The following is an 18,880-nucleotide window of genomic DNA, read 5'->3' on the forward strand; positions in this document are numbered from 1 at the left end:
CGGACTGCACCTATAGCCTTTTCACTCACTCGAAAACCCACGCCCGATGCGGTTTTACGTTGTTACACCCAGCCAAAACAGACCTCGTTGAGCGCCTGCCTCTGGCGCTGTAGCCTGCGAAACGCCCTGTCAGGATCCCCTCCTGACAGGGTCAATTTCCTAGCGATCAGAGAGGTGCAATCATGTCTTCAATCAGTGACTCCATCCCATTCGTACCCGCGTACCAGCCCGCTGGCAAACACCCTATCGATAACGATGTACCCAGGACAAACCCTCTGGACAAACAGGCGGGAGAAGATGCCGAAGTGTCCAATGGCAAGGGCGGCTGGAAGAGCATTGGCAATGCGACGCGCGACCACGCCAACCGCACTCGGTTGGATCGCAACTTCTTGCCTTCGGACAAAAAGATCGTCGATGACTCCAGGGTCAATACCCATATCCAATATCACGGCAGCGGCACCCTGCCCGCCTTCTCAACTTCGGATTACAAGGCCTTAGACGACTCCCCGTCCAATATCCATCGTGAACCGATCGACTTCGAAATAAAACCTGACGGCATCGGCGGTTGGACCAAGGCGTGACAACTCCTCTGCTTTTGAGCTAAGCCGCCGTAGTACCCAGGGCTTTGCCGAACACCCCATACCCATTGGCTTCAACTGGTATGGTTGGCGGTTGTTCCGCTGTGGGACAGCCGCCGAGTCATCTACCAACTGCCGGAAGCCCCCCCGCCACCGCTGGAACCGCCACCGCCCGACGAACTGCTGCTGGAGCTTGAGCCGCTGGAGCCTGAACTGGACCCGCCGCCGGAGCCAGAACCTTCGCCGACCTTGCCAAAGATAATCAGCGCAACAAACGATGCGATAGGAAACGCCAGCAACCAGGCGTCGCGATCACCGTCCATCACCCGCCCCGCCACCCCGTACACGGCCATCACCGCCAGCAGTCGTACGGCAAAACCTGCGCGGCTGGTGCGCCAGGTCTCCCTCATGATCAGCAGCAGCACCAGGTACAAGCCCAGTACTATCAAGACGCCCAATGGCCACAGCAGCCAATGGGTGAAACTGACGTCCACGTACTGGTTTGCCACCACCAACCCGAGGATATAAGCCAGCAGCCCGATCACGCCGTAAAACAGCGTACGTACCTGCCACAACGCGCCGAATATCGCGCCGCCAATCAACAACGTCAGCGGCACTACAAACAGAAACATCGGCCAATCCCGACCACCTGCCAGCAGCGCCAACAACAGTGTGGCCGCTACTGCGATGATCAAGGCCCTGCGCCAGTGCAACTTACCGGCAGCGATCAGTACACCTGTGAGCGCCCCCAGGATAAACGCCGCCAATATCGCGATAAATTGGGGGGTGAGACCCGGCCCGGCCCTTTCAGGCAAGTCGCCGCCGTCCACCAAGACGACCAGCGCGTTCACGCCTTGCTCGATGCCACCGGCAAAGTCGCCCTGACGAAACGCCGGCGTGATCCGTTCTTCAATGATGCGATGGGCCAGCAGGTCGGTGACGATGCCTTCCAGGCCGTAGCCCACTTCGATGCGCACCTTGCGGTCGTTCTTGGCCACCACCAGCAGGAGGCCGTCGTTGACGTCCTGGCGTCCCAGTTTCCAGGCGCGAAACAGTTGGTTGGCGTAGTCTTCGATGCCGGCGCTGCCGGTGGTCGGCACCAGCAATACAGCAACCTGCGCGCCTTTGCGTTGTTCAAGGTCGGCGAGTTGTTGCTTGAGGCGCTCGGCGGTGCCCGAGTCGAGAGTGTTGGTCAGGTCAATGACCCGTTGATCAAGGGCAACCCCAATGGGCGAGGTGTCCGCCTGCGCGGCGATCAACAGGCTGGAAAATACCAGGGCCAGTAGGCTGAACACCGATTGCCGCACAAGCACGATCATGTATGGTTACCTGAAGTTTCTCCCTGAAGGCGCCGACTTTACCTTATCTGCACGCAAACGCGTGACCCAGGGCCTGCGACTATCTAAACTGCCGCCAAGCTATATAGCAATAAGCCATCAACGAGACGCCCATGGACCTAAGTCACCGCAACAATGTACATGTGATGGGCAACGGTCCCTCGACCCTGGTGTTTTCCCACGGCTTTGGTTGCAACCAGGCCATGTGGAATGCCCTGGCACCGCACTTTCTCGAACGCTTTCGCGTGGTGCTGTATGACCTGGTCGGCGCCGGCCTGTCGGACTTGAGTGCGTTCGACAAAGCCAAATACAGCCGCCTGGATGGCTACGCCCATGACCTGAACGAGATTATCGACGCCTACGCCCAAGGCCCGGTGATTCTGGTGGGCCATTCGGTCAGCGCGATGATCGGCACCCTCGCCGACCGTTTCATCCCTGGCCGCATTGCCGCGCACGTGATGATTGGCCCATCGCCGCGCTATATCGATACCGATGAGTATGTCGGCGGTTTCCAGCACGACGACATCGAAGACCTGCTCGACACCCTCGACAGCAACTACCTGGGCTGGTCCAGCGCCATGGCCCCGGTGATCATGGGCGCGCCGACGCAACCCCACTTGAGCGAGGCGCTCACCGACAGCTTTTGCCGCACCGAGCCGGACATCGCCAAGCAGTTCGCCCGCGTGACCTTCCTGTCGGATAACCGCCAGGATGTGTTCGGCCTGACTACCCCGGTGCTGATCCTGCAATCGACCGAAGACCTGATCGCTCCCGTGGCCGTGGGCGAATACCTGCACGCCGTATTACCTAACAGCACCTATTGCCTGGTCGAGAATGTCGGCCATTGCCCACACATGAGCGCCCCCCAGGCGTGCGCAACAGCGATGGACCGCTTCCTCGCCCCTTGGGCGGCTGCCGATGCCCGCTGATTCACTGTTTGACAGCGCGGCCTGCGCCCTGGCGGTGACCCAGGAAGACGGCACGATCCTGCACGTCAACCCGCGCTTGTGCGATTGGCTGGGCTTTACCGCCGCCCAACTGCTGGGCCGGCGTTTCCAGGACCTGCTGGCCATGGGCGGGCGGATTTTCTACCAGACGCACCTGGCGCCGATGCTGCGCATGCACGGCAGCGTCACCGAGGTGAAGCTCGACATCCGCCATTGCGACGGGCACAAGGTCACCGTATTGCTCAATGCCAACCGGCGCCAGCAGCCCGACGGCGTGGTGTATGACCTGGCGCTGTTCGGCACCACCGACCGTGACAAGTACGAGCGCGAACTGCTCAATGCCCACAAGCAGGCCGAAGCCCTGCTGCAGGAAAAAACGGCTACGGAACTGGCCCTGCAACAGGCCCAGGCCGAACTGAGCGAAGCCTATGCCATTGCCCAGCGCCGGGCGTTGTTTGCCGAACAGATGGTGGCGATTGTCAGCCATGACCTGAAAAACCCTCTCACGGCGATCCGCATGGCGTCCGACTTTCTCCAGCGTGGCGAGCGCACGGCCAAGGAGCGCCAGTTGTTGGGGCACATCGGCCAGTCGTCCGAACGCGCCCACCGCATGATCGCCGACCTGCTGGACTTCACCCAGGCCCGGGTTGGCCAGGGCATTATCATCAAGCCGCAACCGCTGGACCTGCACAGCGTGATTCATAGCAGCGTCGACGAACTGCGAGTGGCCTTCCCCAAGGCCACGCTGGTGCATCACGCCGAGGGCCAGGGCGACGCCTGCCTGGACGCCGACCGCGTGCAACAGATGGTCGGTAACCTGGTGGCCAACAGCGTGGCCTATGGCGACTTGCTGCAGCCGATCACCATCACCTCGCGCCTGGGCGACAACACCTGCGAGGTTGCGGTGCACAACCACGGCCCCGCGATCCCCCAAGCCTTGCTGGCCGGGTTGTTCGAACCCATGACCCGCGGCACCGACCAGGGCAGCGACGTGCGCAGCGTGGGCCTGGGCCTGTATATCGTGCGCGAACTGGCCAGGGTGCATGGCGGCGATGTGGCGGTGAGTTCCTGTGCGAGCGCCGGCACCACGTTTACCGTGAAGTTCTAGTACAGGTACGCGGTGCCCTGCATGATCGGCTCGACGTGGCCGGTCAATATCACCCCGCCCTGCCCGTCCCATTGCACCGTGACCGCGCCGCCGTCGCACTGGACCTCTACACGCTCATCGAGCAGCCCTCGCCGGATGCCGTTGACGACCGCCGCGCAACAGCAGGAACCGGACCCCTGCGGCACACCGCCGCCACGCTCCCAGATACGCAGGCGGATATGGCTGCGGTCCAGCACTTGCACGAAATGCACATTGGTCCTGGCCGGAAACAGCGGGTGAACTTCCAGGGTCGGGCCCATGGCCTCAATATCGAGCGCCGTCACATCCTCCACAAAAAACGTGCAATGCGGGTTGCCCATGCTGCACGCCGCCGGCTGGCCGTCGATAGGCAACACACAGGTGTCCATCGCCCTGTCCAGGGGCACCGACGCCCAGTCCAAGGAGGGTGGGCCCATGTCCACCGACACCCGCTGCCCATCAGCACGTGTGCATCTCAGCAAGCCACGGTCGCTGCGCAGCACGATGGTGTCAGTGCCAGCCTCATGCATCAGGCGATCAGCCACGCCACGCGTCGCGCTGCCGCAGGTGTGCAGGCGTGTCCCGTCCGGGTTCCAGAACTGAACGCGCGCGGCGGCCTCCTCACAGTCGAGCACCACCGCCAGTTGATTGAAACCGATGCCGAAGCGGCGGTTACCCAGGTAGCGGGCAATCTGCGCAGTAATGGGGTTGTCCTCGCCACGGCGGTCGACGATGATGAAGTCGTCGCCGTGGGCGTGCATCTTCACGAACGGCAGGGTCATGGGCGCTCCTGTGAGTGAAATGAGCCGAGCGGTTCTAATACCACTGTAGGAGCGAGCTTGCTCGCGAAAAACTCAGGGGCGCCGCGTTTATTCAGTTAGTACGCGTTATTGTTGGCGTTTTTCGCGAGCAAGCTCGCTCCTACAGGGGGGTTGATGGTCATGCTTATTGTATTCAGCGGTTTGCCCGGCAGTGGCAAGACCACGATTGCCAGGGAACTGGCACGTCAGTTGGGCGCGGTTTACCTGCGTATCGATGTGATTGAGCAGGCGTTGCGCGAGGCTGGGGTGTTGGCGGGCGATGTGGGGGCCAGTGGCTACGCTGTGGCGAATGCGCTGGCGCTGAGTAACCTGCGCCTGGGGCAGCGGGTGATCGCCGATTGCGTGAACCCGGTGAAGGAAAGCCGTGATGCCTGGCAAGCGGTGGCGACAGCCGCCGGCGTGGCGCTGATCAATATCGAGGTGGTGTGTTCCGATCAGCAGGCGCATCGGCTTCGAGTCGAAGGCCGTGTGGGCGATATTCCGGGGCTGGTGCCGCCGACCTGGCAATCGGTGCAGGTGCATGAGTATGAACCCTGGGAAGCGCCGCCGTTCAGGCTGGACACGGCGCAGTTGACGCCGGCAGAGGCTGTCGCGGCAGCCTTGCTCCATCTAGGCTAAAAAATCCACCCTGTGGCGAGGGAGCTTGCTCCCTCGCCACAATCCTTAGAAGTTACTGCGCAGCGCCTCAAGCCCGCCCTCGTAGACACCGGTAAACAACTCCTCTGCCTGCGCCTCGGTGGTACCCGCTGCCGGCGTGAACACGCCGGACCAGGTCACTTTCGCCGAGGTGTCCGTCAACGCTTCAACCTGCAAGGTCGACAGGTAGGCACTCACCGGAAACGGCGACGTTTCAATGGTGTAGCTGTAGGTGCGCGCTACGTTGTCGAAAGTCTGCAAGCGCTCGACAATCGTGCCGCCGTCAGCGGCGGTCAGGTGACGCACACGGCCACCCTCGCTCGGCTCGCTCTTGGCAATAAAAGGCAGCCAGTCAGGTAGGCTGTTGAAGCCGCCAATCAGTTGCCAGACCTGGTCGGCCGACACCGCAATTTCAATCACAGAAGACGCTGTTGCCACGATCAATACTCCAGTCAGGAAAAAATCAGATTGCCATGCTGTCGACCACGCCACCGTCGACCCGCAGCGCAGCACCGGTTGTCGCCGAAGACAGCGGTGAAGCAATGTACGCCACCAGGTTCGCCACTTCATCCACATTGGCCGCACGCTGGATGATCGAGGTGGGCCGCGCATGGCGCACAAACACATCCGCTTCGTCTCGGGCACTGCGCCCGGATTCGGCCGTGGCGTCCTTGAGCATGTGTTCCAGGCCATCGGTAAAGGTCGGCCCCGGCAAGATCGCATTCACCGTCACCCCGGTACCCGCCAGGCGCTTGGCCAGGCCGTGGGACACCGCCAGGTTGGCGCTTTTGGTCACCCCGTAGTTGATCATGTCAGCCGGCGTCGCCACCCCGGACTCCGACGACACGAAGATCACCCGGCCCCAACCCTGCTCGACCATGCCCGGCACATAATGCCGCGCCAGGCGCACGCCGGAGATCACATTGACCTCATAGAAGCGCGCCCACTCACTGTCCGGCGCGTCGAAGAAATCCACCGCATCGAAGATGCCCAGGTTGTTGACCAGAATGTCGGCGCGGGGTTCGGCGGCGAAGAGTTTCTGTGCGCCTTCAACGGTCCCGAGGTCGGCCACCACTCCACGCAGTTGGGCAGCGGGAACCGCCTGGCGAATGCTCGCCAAGGCATCGTCCACCTTGCCTGCATCCCGCCCGATCACCACCACCGTGGCACCCGATTGCGCCAGGGCCTGGCTGATGCCCAGGCCGATACCGGCGGTGCTGCCGCTGACAATAGCCACTTTGCCACTTACATCAATTTTCATGCTCAAGCTCCTTAACGTGAGAGAGGCAAAGGTGCACCGTCCGAGATCAAGCGGGCCTCGCGCAACGCCTGCCAGAAGGCGGCTGGAATCTGTTCAGACAACGCCGCAACGTCTTCGGCAATCCGCCCCGGACGACTGGCACCGGGAATCACCGCCGCCACCGCCGGATGGGCCAGTGAGAACTGTAGCGCAGCGGCCTTGATACTGACGCCAAACGCCTGGGCAATCGCCTTGATCTGCTCGACCTTGGCCATGATCGCCGGGCTGGCTTGCTGGTATTCAAAGTGCGCACCGCCAGCGAGGATGCCGGAGCTGTACGGGCCACCGACGACGATCTCGACCTGCTGGGCGTGGGCCGCGTCCATCAGGCGCTGCAACGCGCGGTCGTGGTCCAACAGCGTATAGCGCCCCGCCAGCAGAAAGCCGTCGGGCTGGGCTTCGGCCAGGTCCAGGGTCAACTCGCAAGGTTCGACGCGGTTGACGCCAAGGCCCCAGGCCTTGATCACCCCTTGCTCGCGCAAACGGGTGAGTACTTTGAAGGCGCCGGTGCGGGCCTGGTTGAAGTATTCCAGCCATTGGTCGCCGTAAAAATCCTGGGCGATGTCATGCACCCACACGATGTCCAGGCGATCGGTTTGCAGGCGTGTCAGGCTGTCTTCAATGGAGCGCAGGGTGGCGTCGGCGCTGTAGTCATTGATTATTTTATTGGGGCGCCCGTGTTCGAATACGCCGCTTTTTTCGCCAAGGTCACGGGCGGTTTCTTCGACTTCATCGAGAATCACCCGGCCGACCTTGGTGCTGAGCACGTAGTCGTCGCGGTGGTAGTTGGACAGCGCTTGGCCCAAGCGCATTTCCGACAGGCCCGAGCCGTAGAACGGCGCGGTATCGAAGTAACGCACGCCCTGGCTCCAGGCGGCGTCGACGGTGGCCTGGGCTTCTTCTTCGGGGATAGCGCGAAACATATTGCCCAAGGGGGCGGTGCCAAAGCCCAGTACGCCGGGCAGTGTGTCTTTCAAGCTCATGGTGGTTCCTCAATGAGTGCGAGGTCGCGGTGACCGTTGAGCAGATGCTAGATTGCGCTGATCAGACCGTCCAAGACATACTGCGACCAACTTGAGTCCTTGCAGGTCTTACATGATTGATCTACGCCAGTTGCGCTACTTCGAAGTGGTGGCTGAAGAAGAACACGTTGGCCGCGCCGCCGAGCGCTTGCACATTTCCCAATCGCCCTTGAGCCGGCAGATCGCCCAGCTTGAGGAACGCCTGGGCCTGACCCTGTTCGAACGCAGCCAGCAGCGCATCCGCCTGACCCGCGACGGCCAGACCTTCCTGGCCGAGACCAAGGCATTGCTGACCCACGCCAACCGCCTGGAGTCACTGGGCAAGCGCCTGGGCCGTGGTGAAGAAGGCGGTTTGTGCATCGGTTATATCGAGAACGCCATGCACGCCGGTGTCTTGCCCAACGCCTTGCGCATACTGCGCGACGACCGGCCCGCCGTGCATATCAAGCTGTATAACCTGCCCTCCCTGGAACAACTCGAAGGTTTGCGCCAACGCAGCCTGGACATCGCCCTGGTGAGCGAACCACCCGCCGCCGATGACCCGGACCTGACCGCCTGGCAAGTGCTCGACGACCCGATGCTGTTGGCCCTGCCCGAACAGCATCCGCTGGCTCGACAACGCGAACTGTTGCCCGAACACCTGGCCGACCAACAATGGATCGGCGTGCAGCGCAAACCTGGCGCCCACCCGGCTGACGATTTCGTCGCCGCCTGTATCCGCGCCGGTTTCACCCCGCAGATCCCCATGGAGGCCAGCGAGCCCTTTACTGCATTGGGCTTGGTAGCGTCCGGGCTGGGGGTGGCGATGGTGCAAAAAGGCCTGAGCCGCAACGCACCGCCCGGCGTGGTGTTGCGCGAGCTGCCGTGGCTGGCCTACACCACACCGCTGTGGGCGGCCTGGCATCGCGTCAACTTGAGGCCGTTGGTGGAAACCTTTCGCAAGGTGCTGACCGACTGATCGTTCCCACGCTCCGCTGATCGTTCCCACGCTCCGCGTGGGAATGCATCCCATGACGCTCCGCGTCACTAAACGGCGGGACGCGGAGCGTCCGCGGCGGCGTTCCCACGCAGAGCGTCGGAACGATCAATCAGAGCGCTTCGCGCAAGCGATACCACAACATCCCCAACGCCAGCAACGGCGAGCGCAGTGCCTTGCCACCGGGAAAGGTCATGTGCGGCACCTGGCTGAAGATATCCAGGCCCTGGCTTGCACCCGCGTGTATCCCTTCGGCCAGCAACCGTGCGCACCAGTGCGTCACGTTCAAGCCGTGGCCGGAATAGCCTTGGGCATAGAACACATTCGGGTACTGCTTGAGCCGCCCGACCTGGGGAAAACGGTTGGCGGTGATGCCGATCTTGCCGCCCCACTGGAACTCGATGGCGGCGTTGGCCAACTGCGGGAACACCTTGAGCATTTTCGGACGCATGTACGCGGCGATGTCCTGAGGATCGCGCCCCGAGTAATGGCAGGCACCGCCGAACAACAGGCGCCGGTCGGCGGTCAGCCGGTAGTAATCCAGGCCGACTTTCTGGTCGCACAGCGCCAGGTTCTGTGGGATCAACTGCCGGGCCACAGGCTCTGGCAGTGGCTCGGTGGCGATGATGTAGCTGCCCGCTGGCAGAACCTTGCCGCTCAAGCGCGGCTCCAGCTCCTCAAGATGAGCATTGCATGCCAGCACCAGGTTGGCCGCGCGCACGCTGCCGCCCGCGCAACGCACCTGCACGGTATCGCCATGAATCAGCTCCAGCACCGGGCTGTGCTCAAAGATACGCACCCCAAGGGCCTCGGCCGCCTGCGCTTCACCCAGCACCAGGTTGAGCGGGTGCAGATGCCCGGAGCCCATGTCGACCAGGCCGCCGGCATACACGGTCGAGCCCACCACCTGCGCCATGTCGTGCGGGCCGACCAGCCGCGTTTCATGGGCATACCCCATGGCCGCCAGGTGCGCCTGTTCGCCCTTGAACGCCGCGAACTGCGCCGGGGTATTGGCCAGTTCGCAGAAGCCCCAGCGCAGGTCGCAGTCGATACCGTGCTCGGAAATGCGCTGGCCCACCAGGGCCACCGAGTCGATACCGGCCCGCTCCATATAGCGCACGCCCTCCTCGCCCACGTATTTGGCAAACCCGCAGACATCATGGCCAATGCCGCGGATCAATTGCCCACCGTTGCGCCCGCTGGCGCCCCAGCCAATGCGGCGCGCCTCCAGCAGCACCACCGAGAGCCCGCGCTGGGCCAGTTCGATGGCGGTGTTGACGCCGGTAAAACCACCGCCGATCACACACACATCGGCGCTCAGGTCTGCCTCAAGTGCGGGCCGCTGCGCCATGGCATTCGCCGAAGCGCGGTAATAGGACGGGGCATGTTCATTGGACTGCATCATCGGTTGGACTTCACTTTGCTCCAGGCGCGGGTCATCACGCGCATGGTCGCCGGCGTGGGCGTGGTGGAAATATAGAGTTTGTCGAGTACCTCCTGGGGCGGGTACACCTCAGGGTTGTTCGCCAGTTCCGGGGCCATGAACGGCTTGGCGGCCGGGTTGGCGTTGGCATAGCCCACCGAGGCGCTGACCTTGGCAATCACCTCGGGCTCAAGCAGGTAGTTGATAAACGCATGGGCTTCTTTAGGGTTGCTCGCGTCGGCCGGAATCGCCAACAGGTCGAACCACAGGTTGGCGCCTTCCTTGGGGATCGAGTACGCAATGTTCACCCCGTTCTTGGCTTCCTTGGCGCGGTTGGCGGCCTGGAACACATCGCCGGAATAACCGAAAGCCACGCAGATATTGCCGTTGGCCAGGTCTGAGATGTACTTGGATGAGTGGAAATAGGTGATGTACGGCCGCAGCGTCAGCAGCTTGGCTTCGGCCTGCTTGTAGTCCTCGGCATTCTCACTGCGTGGGTCCTTACCCATGTAGTTGAGGATCGCCGGGAACAGCTCATCCGCCGAATCGAGGAAGGCCACACCGCATTCATGCAGCTTCTTGATATTTTCCGGTTCGAACAGCACGGCCCACGAATCGATGCGGTCGACACCCAGCACCTGCTTGACCTTGTCAACGTTATAGCCAATGCCATTGGTGCCCCACAGGTACGGCACCGAATGCGTATTACCGGGGTCGTTCTGCTCCAGCAACTTGAGCAGCTTGGGGTCCAGATTCTTGAAGTTGGGCAACTGCGCGCGGTCGAGCTTGAGGAACGCACCGGCCTTCACCTGGCGCGCCAGGAAGTGGTTGGACGGCACCACCACGTCATACCCGGTGCGCCCGGCCAGCAACTTGCCCTCCAGGGTCTCGTTGGAGTCGAACACATCGTAGATCACCTTGATGCCGGTCTTGGCCTGGAAGTCCGCCAAGGTGGTCTCGCCAATGTAATCGGTCCAGTTGTAGACACTCACCGTCGGTGCCGCCTGGCCGGCACTGCTGAACGCCGCGGCCAGGGCCAATGGGAGAAGCTTGTTCACAAGACGCATATCGTCACCCCTTTTATGCTTGTTTTTAGACGCTCAACAGCAGGAACTCACGCTCCCAGGAACTGATCACTCGCTTGAAGTTTTCATGCTCGGCGCGCTTGACCGCGACATAGCCACGCACGAATTTCTCGCCCAGGTACTGCTTGACCGTGTCGCACTCCTCCATGCGCGCCAATGCGTCTTCGAGGGTGAACGGCAGGCGCAGGTTGCGGCGTTCATAGGCGCGGCCTTCCACCGGGGCACTGGGTTCGACGTGCTCGATCATCCCCAGATAGCCACACAACAGGCTCGCGGCAATCGCCAGGTAAGGGTTGGCATCAGCCCCCGGCAGGCGGTTTTCCACGCGCATCGCCTCCGGGCTGGAGGTAGGCACGCGCAACCCGACGGTGCGGTTCTCTTCGCCCCACTCGACGTTGACCGGCGCCGAGGTGTCCGGCAGGAAGCGGCGGAACGAGTTCACATTGGGCGCGAACATCGGCAACAGCATGGGGATGTACTTCTGCAAGCCGCCGATGTGATGCAAAAACAGCGGGCTCATGGCGCCATCGGCATCGACGAACACCGGTTTGCCGGTGGCAATCTCCACCACGCTCTGGTGCAAATGCATGGCGCTGCCCGGCTCATCGGCCACCGGCTTGGCCATGAAGGTGGCGGCGACGTTGTGCTTGAGGGCGGCCTCACGCAAGGTGCGCTTGAACACCGTGATCTGGTCGGCCAGGTCCAGGGCGTCGCCGTGACGGAAGTTGATTTCCATCTGCGCCGGGCCGTCTTCGTGGATCAGGGTGTCGAGGTCCAGGCCCTGGGCTTCGCACCAGTCATAGACATCTTCGAACAGCGGGTCGAATTCGTTGGCCGCGTCGATGGAGAACGACTGGCGGCCGGTTTCGGCACGGCCGGAGCGGCCAATCGGGGTTTTCAGTGGCAGGTCCGGGTCTTCGCAACGCTGGGTCAGGTAGAACTCCATTTCCGGCGCCACGATCGGCTGCCAGCCTTGGTCGGTGTAGAGCTGCAGGACTTTCTTCAACACATTGCGCGGCGACAGCTCGATGGGGTTGCCCTGCTTGTCGAAGGTGTCGTGGATCACGATGGCCGTGGGTTCGATGGCCCACGGCACTACGTAAGTGGCGTTGGCTGCCGGGCGGCAGATCATGTCGATATCGGCCGGGTCCAGCAGGTCGTAATAGATATCGTCGTCGACAAAGTCCCCGGTTACCGTTTGCAGCAACACACTTTCCGGCAGGCGCATGCCTCGCTCATGCAGGAACTTGTTGGTGGGCGCAATCTTGCCGCGTGCGATGCCAGTCAAGTCACTGATCACGCATTCGACTTCGGTAATCTTGTGTTCTTTCAGCCAGGCGGACAGCTGATCGAAGGGGGCGTTCATAAGGACCTCGTCTTGGGTGGGATGCGGCGCCGGCTTGTACTCCCAGCGCATTGAGGTCTATCTTGGGCCAGCCTTGAAACGGCATCTATCCACTTTGCACGCAGCACAACGCACCAATAGAGTGCGCACGGATCACCCATGACACAGGCAACCGCTTTGCGCGTACAGGCCTTCGCCACCGGCGATGTGGCCGCCCAATGCAGTGCGACACCCGGCTGGGTGCAGCAGTACCAGCAGATGTCCCCGGGGCATTTTGCCGGGCAGGTGCGCTACCTCGACCTGCAAGGTGTGCAGGTTTACGAAGAGTGCATGAACACCCGCGTGGAGCAGCATTTCAACGCCCCCACCGGCGCCCTGACGTTCTGTTTCGACGGCAGCGACAACGCGCTGTACCTGCTCAATGGCGACAGCCGCAACACCTGGATCACCCCGGTCAACTACCGCGAAGTGGCGGTGGTGTTCGGCCCACAGTTCGTCCAGCGCCAGGGCCTGGACATGGCCAGACTCGAAGGCCTGTTCATGGCACCGCTGACCTGCCAACAAAACGCGCTGTTCACCCGCTGGCTCAGCGGCACGCTCACGCGCTTGTCCGCCCTCACCGACCCCATCAGCCGCGATGCCCTCACCCAACAATTGCTCGATGACTGCCTGTTTATCCTCGATAACGCCTGCGTGTGTCTGGACCGCAGTTCGCTGCAAAAGCGCAGCGAAGAACGCCGCTTGATGGCGCGCATCGGCGAATGGGCGGCGGATGCGCCGGATGAAACCGTCAACCTGCTGGAACTGGCGCAGATTGCGGGTGTGCCGTTGCGCCAATTGCAGCAAGGCTTCAAGACCTACACAGGGATGAGCCCGGCGCAGTGGTTAAGGTTGCGTCGGTTGAATGGGGCGCGGCGTGAGCTATTGAGTGGCGCGGATACCACCGTGGCCGAGGTGGCGATGAATTGGTCATTCTGGCATTTGGGGCGGTTTTCCAACAGCTATCGGGCTTTGTTCCGGGAGCTGCCCAGCGAGACCCTGAGACGCTTTGGTTGAGACGCTATCCCCTGTGGGAGCTGGCTTCTACACAACTTTCTGAGCTGTAGCAGCAGACGGTAACCACGATGCGAAGCGAGCCGCTCTTGATCTTGATCTGCTTTTGATCTCAGGCGCCCCGTTAAACCACGCTGGCCGGAATTCGACAGGGATTTGGGGGGTAAACCGGCAGGGATGCCGGTTTAGCCGCCCCGCGCCATGGATGGCGCGTGGCGGCGGCCCCCCAAATCACTGTCGGGTTCCGGGCACACCGAGCCTAGGCGAGGTGCCGAGTGGTGGGGCAAGAGCGTTTTGCTTACTTTTGCGCTTTTCAAAAGTGAGCCGCCGTCAGGGCGGAACCCTAAGTAGCCGTTACCGCAGCAATGGATATGTACACCATCCAACTGTGTTGACTGCCAGGCCGCCTTCGCGAGCAAGCCCGCTCCCACAGTTGGATCGTGGGGTGTCAGCTAGATTGGCGGCGGCTGTCAGGCCGCCATCGCAGGCAAGCCAGCTCCCACATTCGATCAGCGGTGTCGCAGAGCCCCTCTGCATAACTTGTAAAATCCCGCCGTTATGCCTAGCTTATGCGCCCCCCGCCCAGCGCTTTAAGGCCTTGCCCCATGGTTTTGCGTTTCCGCCCCGTCGTCACCTCACGTTTCGCCCTCGGCCTGTTGCTTAGTGGCGGCATCGGCAGCAGCCTGGCCGCAGAGATCGAGCTGCCGACCGTAAAAGTCCAGGGCCAGGATGAGTCGGGTTACCGCAACGAAACCGCGTCGGTGGGCGGCTTTGACGAAGCGCCGCTGTTGGACACCCCCGCTTCGATCACGGTGATCAACGCCGCGCTGATCAAGGACCAGCAGGCACGCTTGCTCAGTGAAGTGCTGCGCAACGATGCCTCGGTGGGCGACAGTTACGCGCCCATTGGCTATTACGAAAATTTCGTGGTGCGTGGCTTTTCGTTGAACGCGGCCAGCAGTTACAAGATCAATGGGCGCACCATCACCGGCGAGCAGAACGTCGCCCTGGAAAACAAGCAGCAAGTGGAAGTGCTCAAGGGCCTGGCGGGTTTGCAGAGCGGCATTTCCGAGCCCAGCGGGGTGATCAACTACGTGACCAAGCGCCCGCAGGATGTGCGTTCGGTAACGGTGTCCACCGATGATCGTGGCAGTGGCTACATCGCCACCGATGTCGGCGGCTGGTTTGGCAGCGAGCAGCAGTTCGGCCTGCGCGCCAACGTCGCCCATGAAGACCTCAATTCCTATGTGGAACACGCCAACGGCCAGCGCGACTTTGTGTCCCTGGCCTTTGACTGGAACATCAGCCCCGACGCCGTGCTGCAACTGGATGCCGAATACCAGAACAAACAACAGCGCTCAGTACCCGGTTATCAACTGCTGGGCGGCACCGAAGTGCCCCATGATGCGTCGCCGAAAAAGCTGCTGGGGCACCAGACGGGCGGCAAGCAGGTCGGGATTGATTCGCTGAACCTCAACGGCAAGTTCGAGTACCGTTTCAGCGATCAGTGGATAGGCAGTGTCAGCGCGGCGCGTAGCAAGGTGGTGATTGATGACTACAGTTCGTTTGCCTGGGGTTGCTATGGTTCAGACAGTTGCAGTTCTACAAGCGTGCCGAACTACTTCAGCCCCGAAGGCAATTACGACGTCTACGACTACCGCAGCCCCGACGACACCCGCCGCGACGACGAGATCCAGGCGGCCATGACCGGCCTCTTCGACACCGCCGGCATCGGCCATGAACTGACCTTTGGCACCAGCGCGTTTCGCCGGGTGATCGACAAACGCAAGTCGGTCAACGAATTCATCGGCACCGCCAATATCGACCAAGAAGTACCGAGCTTTCCCCCGACCGATAAGCCGCTGAACGACAGCCATCGCAACCTCGACAGCCGCCAGTACGGCCTGTTCGTCACCGACCGCATCCGCTTCAACGAGCAATGGCAAACCATTCTCGGCGGCCGCGAAGTGCGCCTGGACGAAAAAGCCTTCGACAGTGTCACCGGCAACCAGACGCGCCACACCCAACAGTACGTGTTCCTGCCCCAGGCCTCGTTGATCTACAAGCCGGTGGACAACGTTTCGTTGTACACCAGCTACAGCAAGGGCCTGTCCCTGGGTGGCACCGCGCCGTGGTTCGCAGACAATGCAGATGAAACCCTCGCCCCCACCGTCTCACGCCAGCTCGAAGCCGGGGTGAAATACGACTGGCGCCGTATCAGCTTCGCCGCCGCCGTGTTCCAGACGCGCCAGGCTTACCAATACGCCAAGCCCGAAGGTGTCACGTTCAACTACGTGCAGCAGGGCCAGCAGAAAAACACCGGGATTGAATTGTCCGCCAACGGCTGGGCCACCGACCGTCTGCAGATCGCCACCAGCGTGGCCGCGATCCGAGCGCGGGTGAGCGGCAGCGGCACGCCGGAGTACGAAGGCCATCAGGCGATCAACGTGCCCAAGCTGCGCGCCAGTATGTACGCCGACTACGCCCTGCCCTGGGTCAATGGCCTGGCGGTATTGGGTGGCGTGCAATACAGCGCCAAGAAGTCCGCCAATCGCACCGGCAATGTGGAAGTGGGCGACTACGCGGTGGTCAACGTCGGGAGCCGCTACACCACTAAGGTCGATGGCTACGAAACGGTGTTTCGCCTGAGCGTCGACAACCTGTTCGACAAGCGCTACTGGCGCGACGCCGGCGAATACATGGGCGATGACTACCTGTTCCAGGGCGCGCCGTTGACGGCGCGCTTGAGTGCGTCGGTCAACTTCTGAGTAGCCGCGACGTAGCCAGCCACAACGCTGCCAAGCCACACACCAACAGGCTCCAGCCAAGATCCTGAGACCAGGTCACCAAGGCCAGCCCGCCGCCAATCACCAGGTAGTACAGCAAGCCAAACAAGGCGGCGGCGGTGCCAAGGCGGTCTCGGTAATCGACCAGGGCCGCCCCCAGCACGTTGGGAATCGCCATGCCGAAGGCCAGCACCACCAACAGCATCGGCCACACCAACAGCCAGCTGTGCTGCAGGGCCAACACCAACAGGCTCCCCACCACGGCCACCGCTGCGGCGACAACCACCAACCGCTCGCCGCTCAACCCACGCTTGAGCAAGGCTTTGTTCAGCCATGCCCCCAACCCGGAACCCAGCGCGAGCAGCACGCCGCTGTAGCCGAACTCGGCGGTGGAACGCCCTTGCTGCGCGAAGATAAACGGCCCCACGCTGTAATAGCTGAACAGCGCGATATTGAACGCCGCGACCAACCCGACCGAGCACCATACTCCGGCATCCTTGAGCATCAGACCGAGCGTCTGGCCAAGGGCGGCGGTGGGCAAGGAGGCCGGGCGGGTTTCCGGCAAGGCCCACCAACACCAGCCCCATAACACCGCCGCGAGCAGCAACAACGCGCAGAGCACGCCGCGGTAACCGAAAAATTCCACCAGGCTCGCGCCGCTGAACAGGCCGATAGCAGGACTGGCGGCCAGCGCAATACCCATCACGGAAAACACCTGGGCCAGGTCGGCACCGTGGAAACGGTCACGCAACACCGTCTGCGTGACCACCGACCCCACCGCCGCGCCAAAGGCAGCACAGGCCTGGGCCAGCAGCAAGGCGTTGAATGTCGTCACCGTCAAGGCCAGCGCCGAAGCGCCCACATAGATTGCCAGCCCCATCAGCATCACCGGCCGCCGCCCCAGACGATCACTCAGCCGGCCCCACACCACCACGCCCAGGGCGAAGGCGAGGAAATACACCGACAAGGTCTGCCCTGCGCGTTCCGGCGCGACGTCAAAGGCGCGGCCGATATCGCCCAGGGCCGGGCTGTACAGGGTTTGGGCCAACTGCGGGAACATCAGCAGGGCCATGGTCAGCGGCAGCAACTTTTTAAATGTCATCACACGATCCATCCATAAACACAACGGACGGATTCTAGGGCGCGCCAGCTGGGCTATTATCCGAACTTCGACACTTTATCCATCAAATCGGACAACCCATGGCCTGGCTTGCCGCTACCGCGTCTTTCAACCCCGATGCCTTCGCAGCGCCCGTGATCGGCATCGCGGCGGTGCTGGGCAATCACGATTCGGGCCTGCATGTGCACCAGCGCGGGCAACTGTTGTTCACCCAGCAAGGTTGCACGCGCATCACCCTGGACAATCAACTGTGCCTGTTGCCACCTAGCCGCGCAGCCTGGATCCCCGGCGGCCTGCCCCATCGTGCGGTGATGCAGCAGGCGGTGGATTATCGGTCGGTGTATGTGAGTGCGGCCCTGGCCGAGCAATTGCCGGCCCAGGTGCGGGTGATCCAAGTGAGTGCCTTGCTCAGGGCAGTGCTGGAACCCATGGCCCTGGCGCCGTTCGAGACCGACTGGCAGGCAGGTCGCTATGCCCATTTGCTCGGACTGTGCCTGGATGAAATCCGCCACGCGGCGGCGCAACCCATGCTGTTGCCGTTGCCACGGGACAAGCGCCTGGCGCCGCTGCTGGCCCAGCTTGACCGCTTGCCCCCCACGCTGCAGGACCTGGAACAGCACATTGGCGCCAGCACCAAGACCATCGGCCGGATTTTCCTCAAGGAAACCGGCCTGGGGTATCAGCAATGGCGCCAACAGTGGCGTCTGATGCGCATGATCGAACTGCTTGCCATCGGGCGCAGCCTGGGCTACTGCGCCTTTGAACTGGGCTTTGCCAGCGACAGTGCACTGATCGCCTTTTTCAAAGGCATGACCGGCACCACGCCGCGAAACTATTTCAAAGCCAACTGACGGGCTTACTTGGGCATCTTGCGAAAGCCCACCGCCAGGCGGTTCCAGCTGTTGATGGTGGCGATGGCGACGCTCAGGTCTACTTGTTCCTGGGGGCTGAATTGGGCGGCCAGTGCGTCGAAGTCTTCATCCGGGGCGTGGGTCTGGCTGAGCAGGGTCAGGCTTTCGGCCCAGGCCAGGGCAGCGCGCTCGCGCGGGGTGAAGAACGGGGTTTCACGCCAGGCCGACACGGTGTACAGGCGGCGCTCGGTTTCGCCGCCCTTGCGGGCATCGGCGGTGTGCATGTCCAGGCAGAACGCGCAGCCATTGATCTGCGAGACGCGCAGGCGCACCAGTTCCAGCAGTGGCAGTTCGATGGAGAGTTTGCCGACCGCCGCTTCCAGGGCGAGCATGGCTTTCATGGCGTCTGGGGAAGCGGTGTAGAAATCGGTACGGGTTTGCATGGCGTTGCTCCAGGACAGTGGGATTGGTGAG

General features: G+C 62.3%; 18 protein-coding genes. 8 read left to right on the forward strand and 10 right to left on the reverse strand.

Annotated elements, in window-relative coordinates; all coding sequences use genetic code 11:
- Window positions 1–182 precede the first annotated feature (182 nt).
- Window positions 183–581, forward strand: coding sequence for a hypothetical protein (locus CRN80_RS25765; RefSeq protein WP_032892223.1), 399 nt, complete (start codon window positions 183–185; stop codon window positions 579–581).
- 122 nt (window positions 582–703) lie between these two features.
- On the opposite strand, the gene CRN80_RS25770 is transcribed toward CRN80_RS25765, so the two are convergent.
- A complete protein-coding gene (locus CRN80_RS25770) occupies window positions 704–1,897 on the reverse strand; it encodes a YgcG family protein (RefSeq protein WP_098951835.1) in 1,194 nt (397 codons plus the stop codon).
- A gap of 131 nt (window positions 1,898–2,028) precedes the next feature.
- Here CRN80_RS25770 and CRN80_RS25775 point away from each other — a divergent pair, with 131 nt between their 5' ends.
- Together CRN80_RS25775 and CRN80_RS25780 are read left to right on the forward strand one after the other, a co-directional pair.
- Entirely contained in the window at window positions 2,029–2,844 is an 816-nt protein-coding gene (locus CRN80_RS25775; RefSeq protein ID WP_032892225.1) for an alpha/beta fold hydrolase, read from the forward strand.
- Complete coding sequence (locus CRN80_RS25780; RefSeq protein ID WP_098951836.1) at window positions 2,834–3,970, forward strand: PAS domain-containing sensor histidine kinase; 1,137 nt, start codon at window positions 2,834–2,836, stop codon at window positions 3,968–3,970. The genes CRN80_RS25775 and CRN80_RS25780 overlap by 11 nt, the downstream gene beginning before the upstream one ends.
- On the opposite strand, the gene dapF is transcribed toward CRN80_RS25780, so the two are convergent.
- Window positions 3,967–4,770, reverse strand: a complete 804-nt coding sequence (dapF, locus tag CRN80_RS25785; RefSeq protein WP_098951838.1) for a diaminopimelate epimerase — start codon at window positions 4,768–4,770, stop codon at window positions 3,967–3,969. The two genes, CRN80_RS25780 and dapF, sit on opposite strands and share 4 nt — an antisense overlap.
- Before the next feature lie 159 nt (window positions 4,771–4,929).
- Between dapF and CRN80_RS25790 the strand changes: the two genes are divergently transcribed.
- Window positions 4,930–5,427 carry an AAA family ATPase gene (locus CRN80_RS25790; RefSeq protein ID WP_032897475.1) on the forward strand — a complete coding sequence of 166 codons (498 nt, stop codon included), beginning with the start codon at window positions 4,930–4,932 and terminating at the stop codon, window positions 5,425–5,427.
- Between the two features lie 45 nt (window positions 5,428–5,472).
- Here CRN80_RS25790 and CRN80_RS25795 read toward each other — a convergent pair whose 3' ends face one another.
- Genes CRN80_RS25795 through CRN80_RS25805 form a run of 3 tightly spaced genes read right to left on the reverse strand, consistent with a single transcriptional unit; the run spans window position 5,473 to window position 7,728 of the window.
- Entirely contained in the window at window positions 5,473–5,883 is a 411-nt protein-coding gene (locus CRN80_RS25795; protein WP_032892228.1) for an SRPBCC family protein, read from the reverse strand.
- A gap of 25 nt (window positions 5,884–5,908) precedes the next feature.
- On the reverse strand, window positions 5,909–6,706 hold the full coding sequence (locus CRN80_RS25800) for an SDR family NAD(P)-dependent oxidoreductase (RefSeq protein WP_089042545.1): 798 nt from the start codon (window positions 6,704–6,706) through the stop codon (window positions 5,909–5,911).
- Window positions 6,707–6,717: 11 nt separating this feature from the next.
- The gene (locus CRN80_RS25805) at window positions 6,718–7,728 is read right to left on the reverse strand and encodes an aldo/keto reductase (RefSeq protein WP_098951840.1); all 1,011 of its coding nucleotides are present in this window, start codon (window positions 7,726–7,728) and stop codon (window positions 6,718–6,720) included.
- Window positions 7,729–7,840: 112 nt separating this feature from the next.
- On the opposite strand from CRN80_RS25805, the gene CRN80_RS25810 reads away from it, so the two are divergent.
- Window positions 7,841–8,725: a LysR substrate-binding domain-containing protein gene (locus CRN80_RS25810; protein WP_056784376.1), complete on the forward strand. Its 885-nt coding sequence runs from the start codon at window positions 7,841–7,843 to the stop codon at window positions 8,723–8,725.
- 130 nt (window positions 8,726–8,855) lie between these two features.
- Here the strand turns inward: CRN80_RS25810 and CRN80_RS25815 are convergent, their stop codons facing one another.
- Genes CRN80_RS25815 through CRN80_RS25825 form a run of 3 tightly spaced genes read right to left on the reverse strand, consistent with a single transcriptional unit; the run spans window position 8,856 to window position 12,617 of the window.
- Window positions 8,856–10,148, reverse strand: coding sequence for an FAD-binding oxidoreductase (locus tag CRN80_RS25815; RefSeq protein WP_098951841.1), 1,293 nt, complete (start codon window positions 10,146–10,148; stop codon window positions 8,856–8,858).
- Window positions 10,145–11,233 carry a polyamine ABC transporter substrate-binding protein gene (locus CRN80_RS25820; RefSeq protein WP_098951844.1) on the reverse strand — a complete coding sequence of 363 codons (1,089 nt, stop codon included), beginning with the start codon at window positions 11,231–11,233 and terminating at the stop codon, window positions 10,145–10,147. Before CRN80_RS25820 ends, CRN80_RS25815 begins: the two co-directional genes overlap by 4 nt.
- A 25-nt stretch (window positions 11,234–11,258) precedes the next feature.
- Complete coding sequence (locus CRN80_RS25825; protein WP_098952694.1) at window positions 11,259–12,617, reverse strand: glutamine synthetase family protein; 1,359 nt, start codon at window positions 12,615–12,617, stop codon at window positions 11,259–11,261.
- Between the two features lie 138 nt (window positions 12,618–12,755).
- On the opposite strand from CRN80_RS25825, the gene CRN80_RS25830 reads away from it, so the two are divergent.
- Entirely contained in the window at window positions 12,756–13,652 is an 897-nt protein-coding gene (locus CRN80_RS25830) for a helix-turn-helix domain-containing protein (RefSeq protein ID WP_098951846.1), read from the forward strand.
- Between the two features lie 602 nt (window positions 13,653–14,254).
- On the forward strand, window positions 14,255–16,417 hold the full coding sequence (locus CRN80_RS25835) for a TonB-dependent siderophore receptor (RefSeq protein WP_098951848.1): 2,163 nt from the start codon (window positions 14,255–14,257) through the stop codon (window positions 16,415–16,417).
- Here the strand turns inward: CRN80_RS25835 and CRN80_RS25840 are convergent.
- A complete protein-coding gene (locus tag CRN80_RS25840; RefSeq protein ID WP_032892236.1) occupies window positions 16,407–17,537 on the reverse strand; it encodes an MFS transporter in 1,131 nt (376 codons plus the stop codon). The genes CRN80_RS25835 and CRN80_RS25840 overlap by 11 nt on opposite strands.
- Before the next feature lie 98 nt (window positions 17,538–17,635).
- Between CRN80_RS25840 and CRN80_RS25845 the strand changes: the two genes are divergently transcribed.
- Window positions 17,636–18,406: a helix-turn-helix domain-containing protein gene (locus tag CRN80_RS25845; RefSeq protein ID WP_098951850.1), complete on the forward strand. Its 771-nt coding sequence runs from the start codon at window positions 17,636–17,638 to the stop codon at window positions 18,404–18,406.
- 5 nt (window positions 18,407–18,411) lie between these two features.
- Here the strand turns inward: CRN80_RS25845 and CRN80_RS25850 are convergent, their stop codons facing one another.
- Window positions 18,412–18,849: a carboxymuconolactone decarboxylase family protein gene (locus CRN80_RS25850; RefSeq protein WP_003190655.1), complete on the reverse strand. Its 438-nt coding sequence runs from the start codon at window positions 18,847–18,849 to the stop codon at window positions 18,412–18,414.
- Window positions 18,850–18,880: the final 31 nt, after the last annotated feature.

Source organism: Pseudomonas sp. FDAARGOS_380, from assembly GCF_002591235.1.
GTDB classification, from domain to species: Bacteria; Pseudomonadota; Gammaproteobacteria; order Pseudomonadales; family Pseudomonadaceae; genus Aquipseudomonas; species Aquipseudomonas salmasensis.

Bases quoted from the DNA above. Each gene is read 5' to 3' on its own strand.
- CRN80_RS25765 (WP_032892223.1), top strand. From the start codon at position 183: ATGTCTTCAATCAGTGACTCCATCCCATTCGTACCCGCGTACCAGCCC.
- CRN80_RS25770 (WP_098951835.1), bottom strand. From the start codon at position 1,897: ATGATCGTGCTTGTGCGGCAATCGGTGTTCAGCCTACTGGCCCTGGTA.
- CRN80_RS25775 (WP_032892225.1), top strand. From the start codon at position 2,029: ATGGACCTAAGTCACCGCAACAATGTACATGTGATGGGCAACGGTCCC.
- CRN80_RS25780 (WP_098951836.1), top strand. From the start codon at position 2,834: ATGCCCGCTGATTCACTGTTTGACAGCGCGGCCTGCGCCCTGGCGGTG.
- dapF (WP_098951838.1), bottom strand. From the start codon at position 4,770: ATGACCCTGCCGTTCGTGAAGATGCACGCCCACGGCGACGACTTCATC.
- CRN80_RS25790 (WP_032897475.1), top strand. From the start codon at position 4,930: ATGCTTATTGTATTCAGCGGTTTGCCCGGCAGTGGCAAGACCACGATT.
- CRN80_RS25800 (WP_089042545.1), bottom strand. From the start codon at position 6,706: ATGAAAATTGATGTAAGTGGCAAAGTGGCTATTGTCAGCGGCAGCACC.
- CRN80_RS25805 (WP_098951840.1), bottom strand. From the start codon at position 7,728: ATGAGCTTGAAAGACACACTGCCCGGCGTACTGGGCTTTGGCACCGCC.
- CRN80_RS25810 (WP_056784376.1), top strand. From the start codon at position 7,841: ATGATTGATCTACGCCAGTTGCGCTACTTCGAAGTGGTGGCTGAAGAA.
- CRN80_RS25815 (WP_098951841.1), bottom strand. From the start codon at position 10,148: ATGATGCAGTCCAATGAACATGCCCCGTCCTATTACCGCGCTTCGGCG.
- CRN80_RS25820 (WP_098951844.1), bottom strand. From the start codon at position 11,233: ATGCGTCTTGTGAACAAGCTTCTCCCATTGGCCCTGGCCGCGGCGTTC.
- CRN80_RS25825 (WP_098952694.1), bottom strand. From the start codon at position 12,617: ATGAACGCCCCCTTCGATCAGCTGTCCGCCTGGCTGAAAGAACACAAG.
- CRN80_RS25830 (WP_098951846.1), top strand. From the start codon at position 12,756: ATGACACAGGCAACCGCTTTGCGCGTACAGGCCTTCGCCACCGGCGAT.
- CRN80_RS25835 (WP_098951848.1), top strand. From the start codon at position 14,255: ATGGTTTTGCGTTTCCGCCCCGTCGTCACCTCACGTTTCGCCCTCGGC.
- CRN80_RS25840 (WP_032892236.1), bottom strand. From the start codon at position 17,537: ATGACATTTAAAAAGTTGCTGCCGCTGACCATGGCCCTGCTGATGTTC.
- CRN80_RS25845 (WP_098951850.1), top strand. From the start codon at position 17,636: ATGGCCTGGCTTGCCGCTACCGCGTCTTTCAACCCCGATGCCTTCGCA.
- CRN80_RS25850 (WP_003190655.1), bottom strand. From the start codon at position 18,849: ATGCAAACCCGTACCGATTTCTACACCGCTTCCCCAGACGCCATGAAA.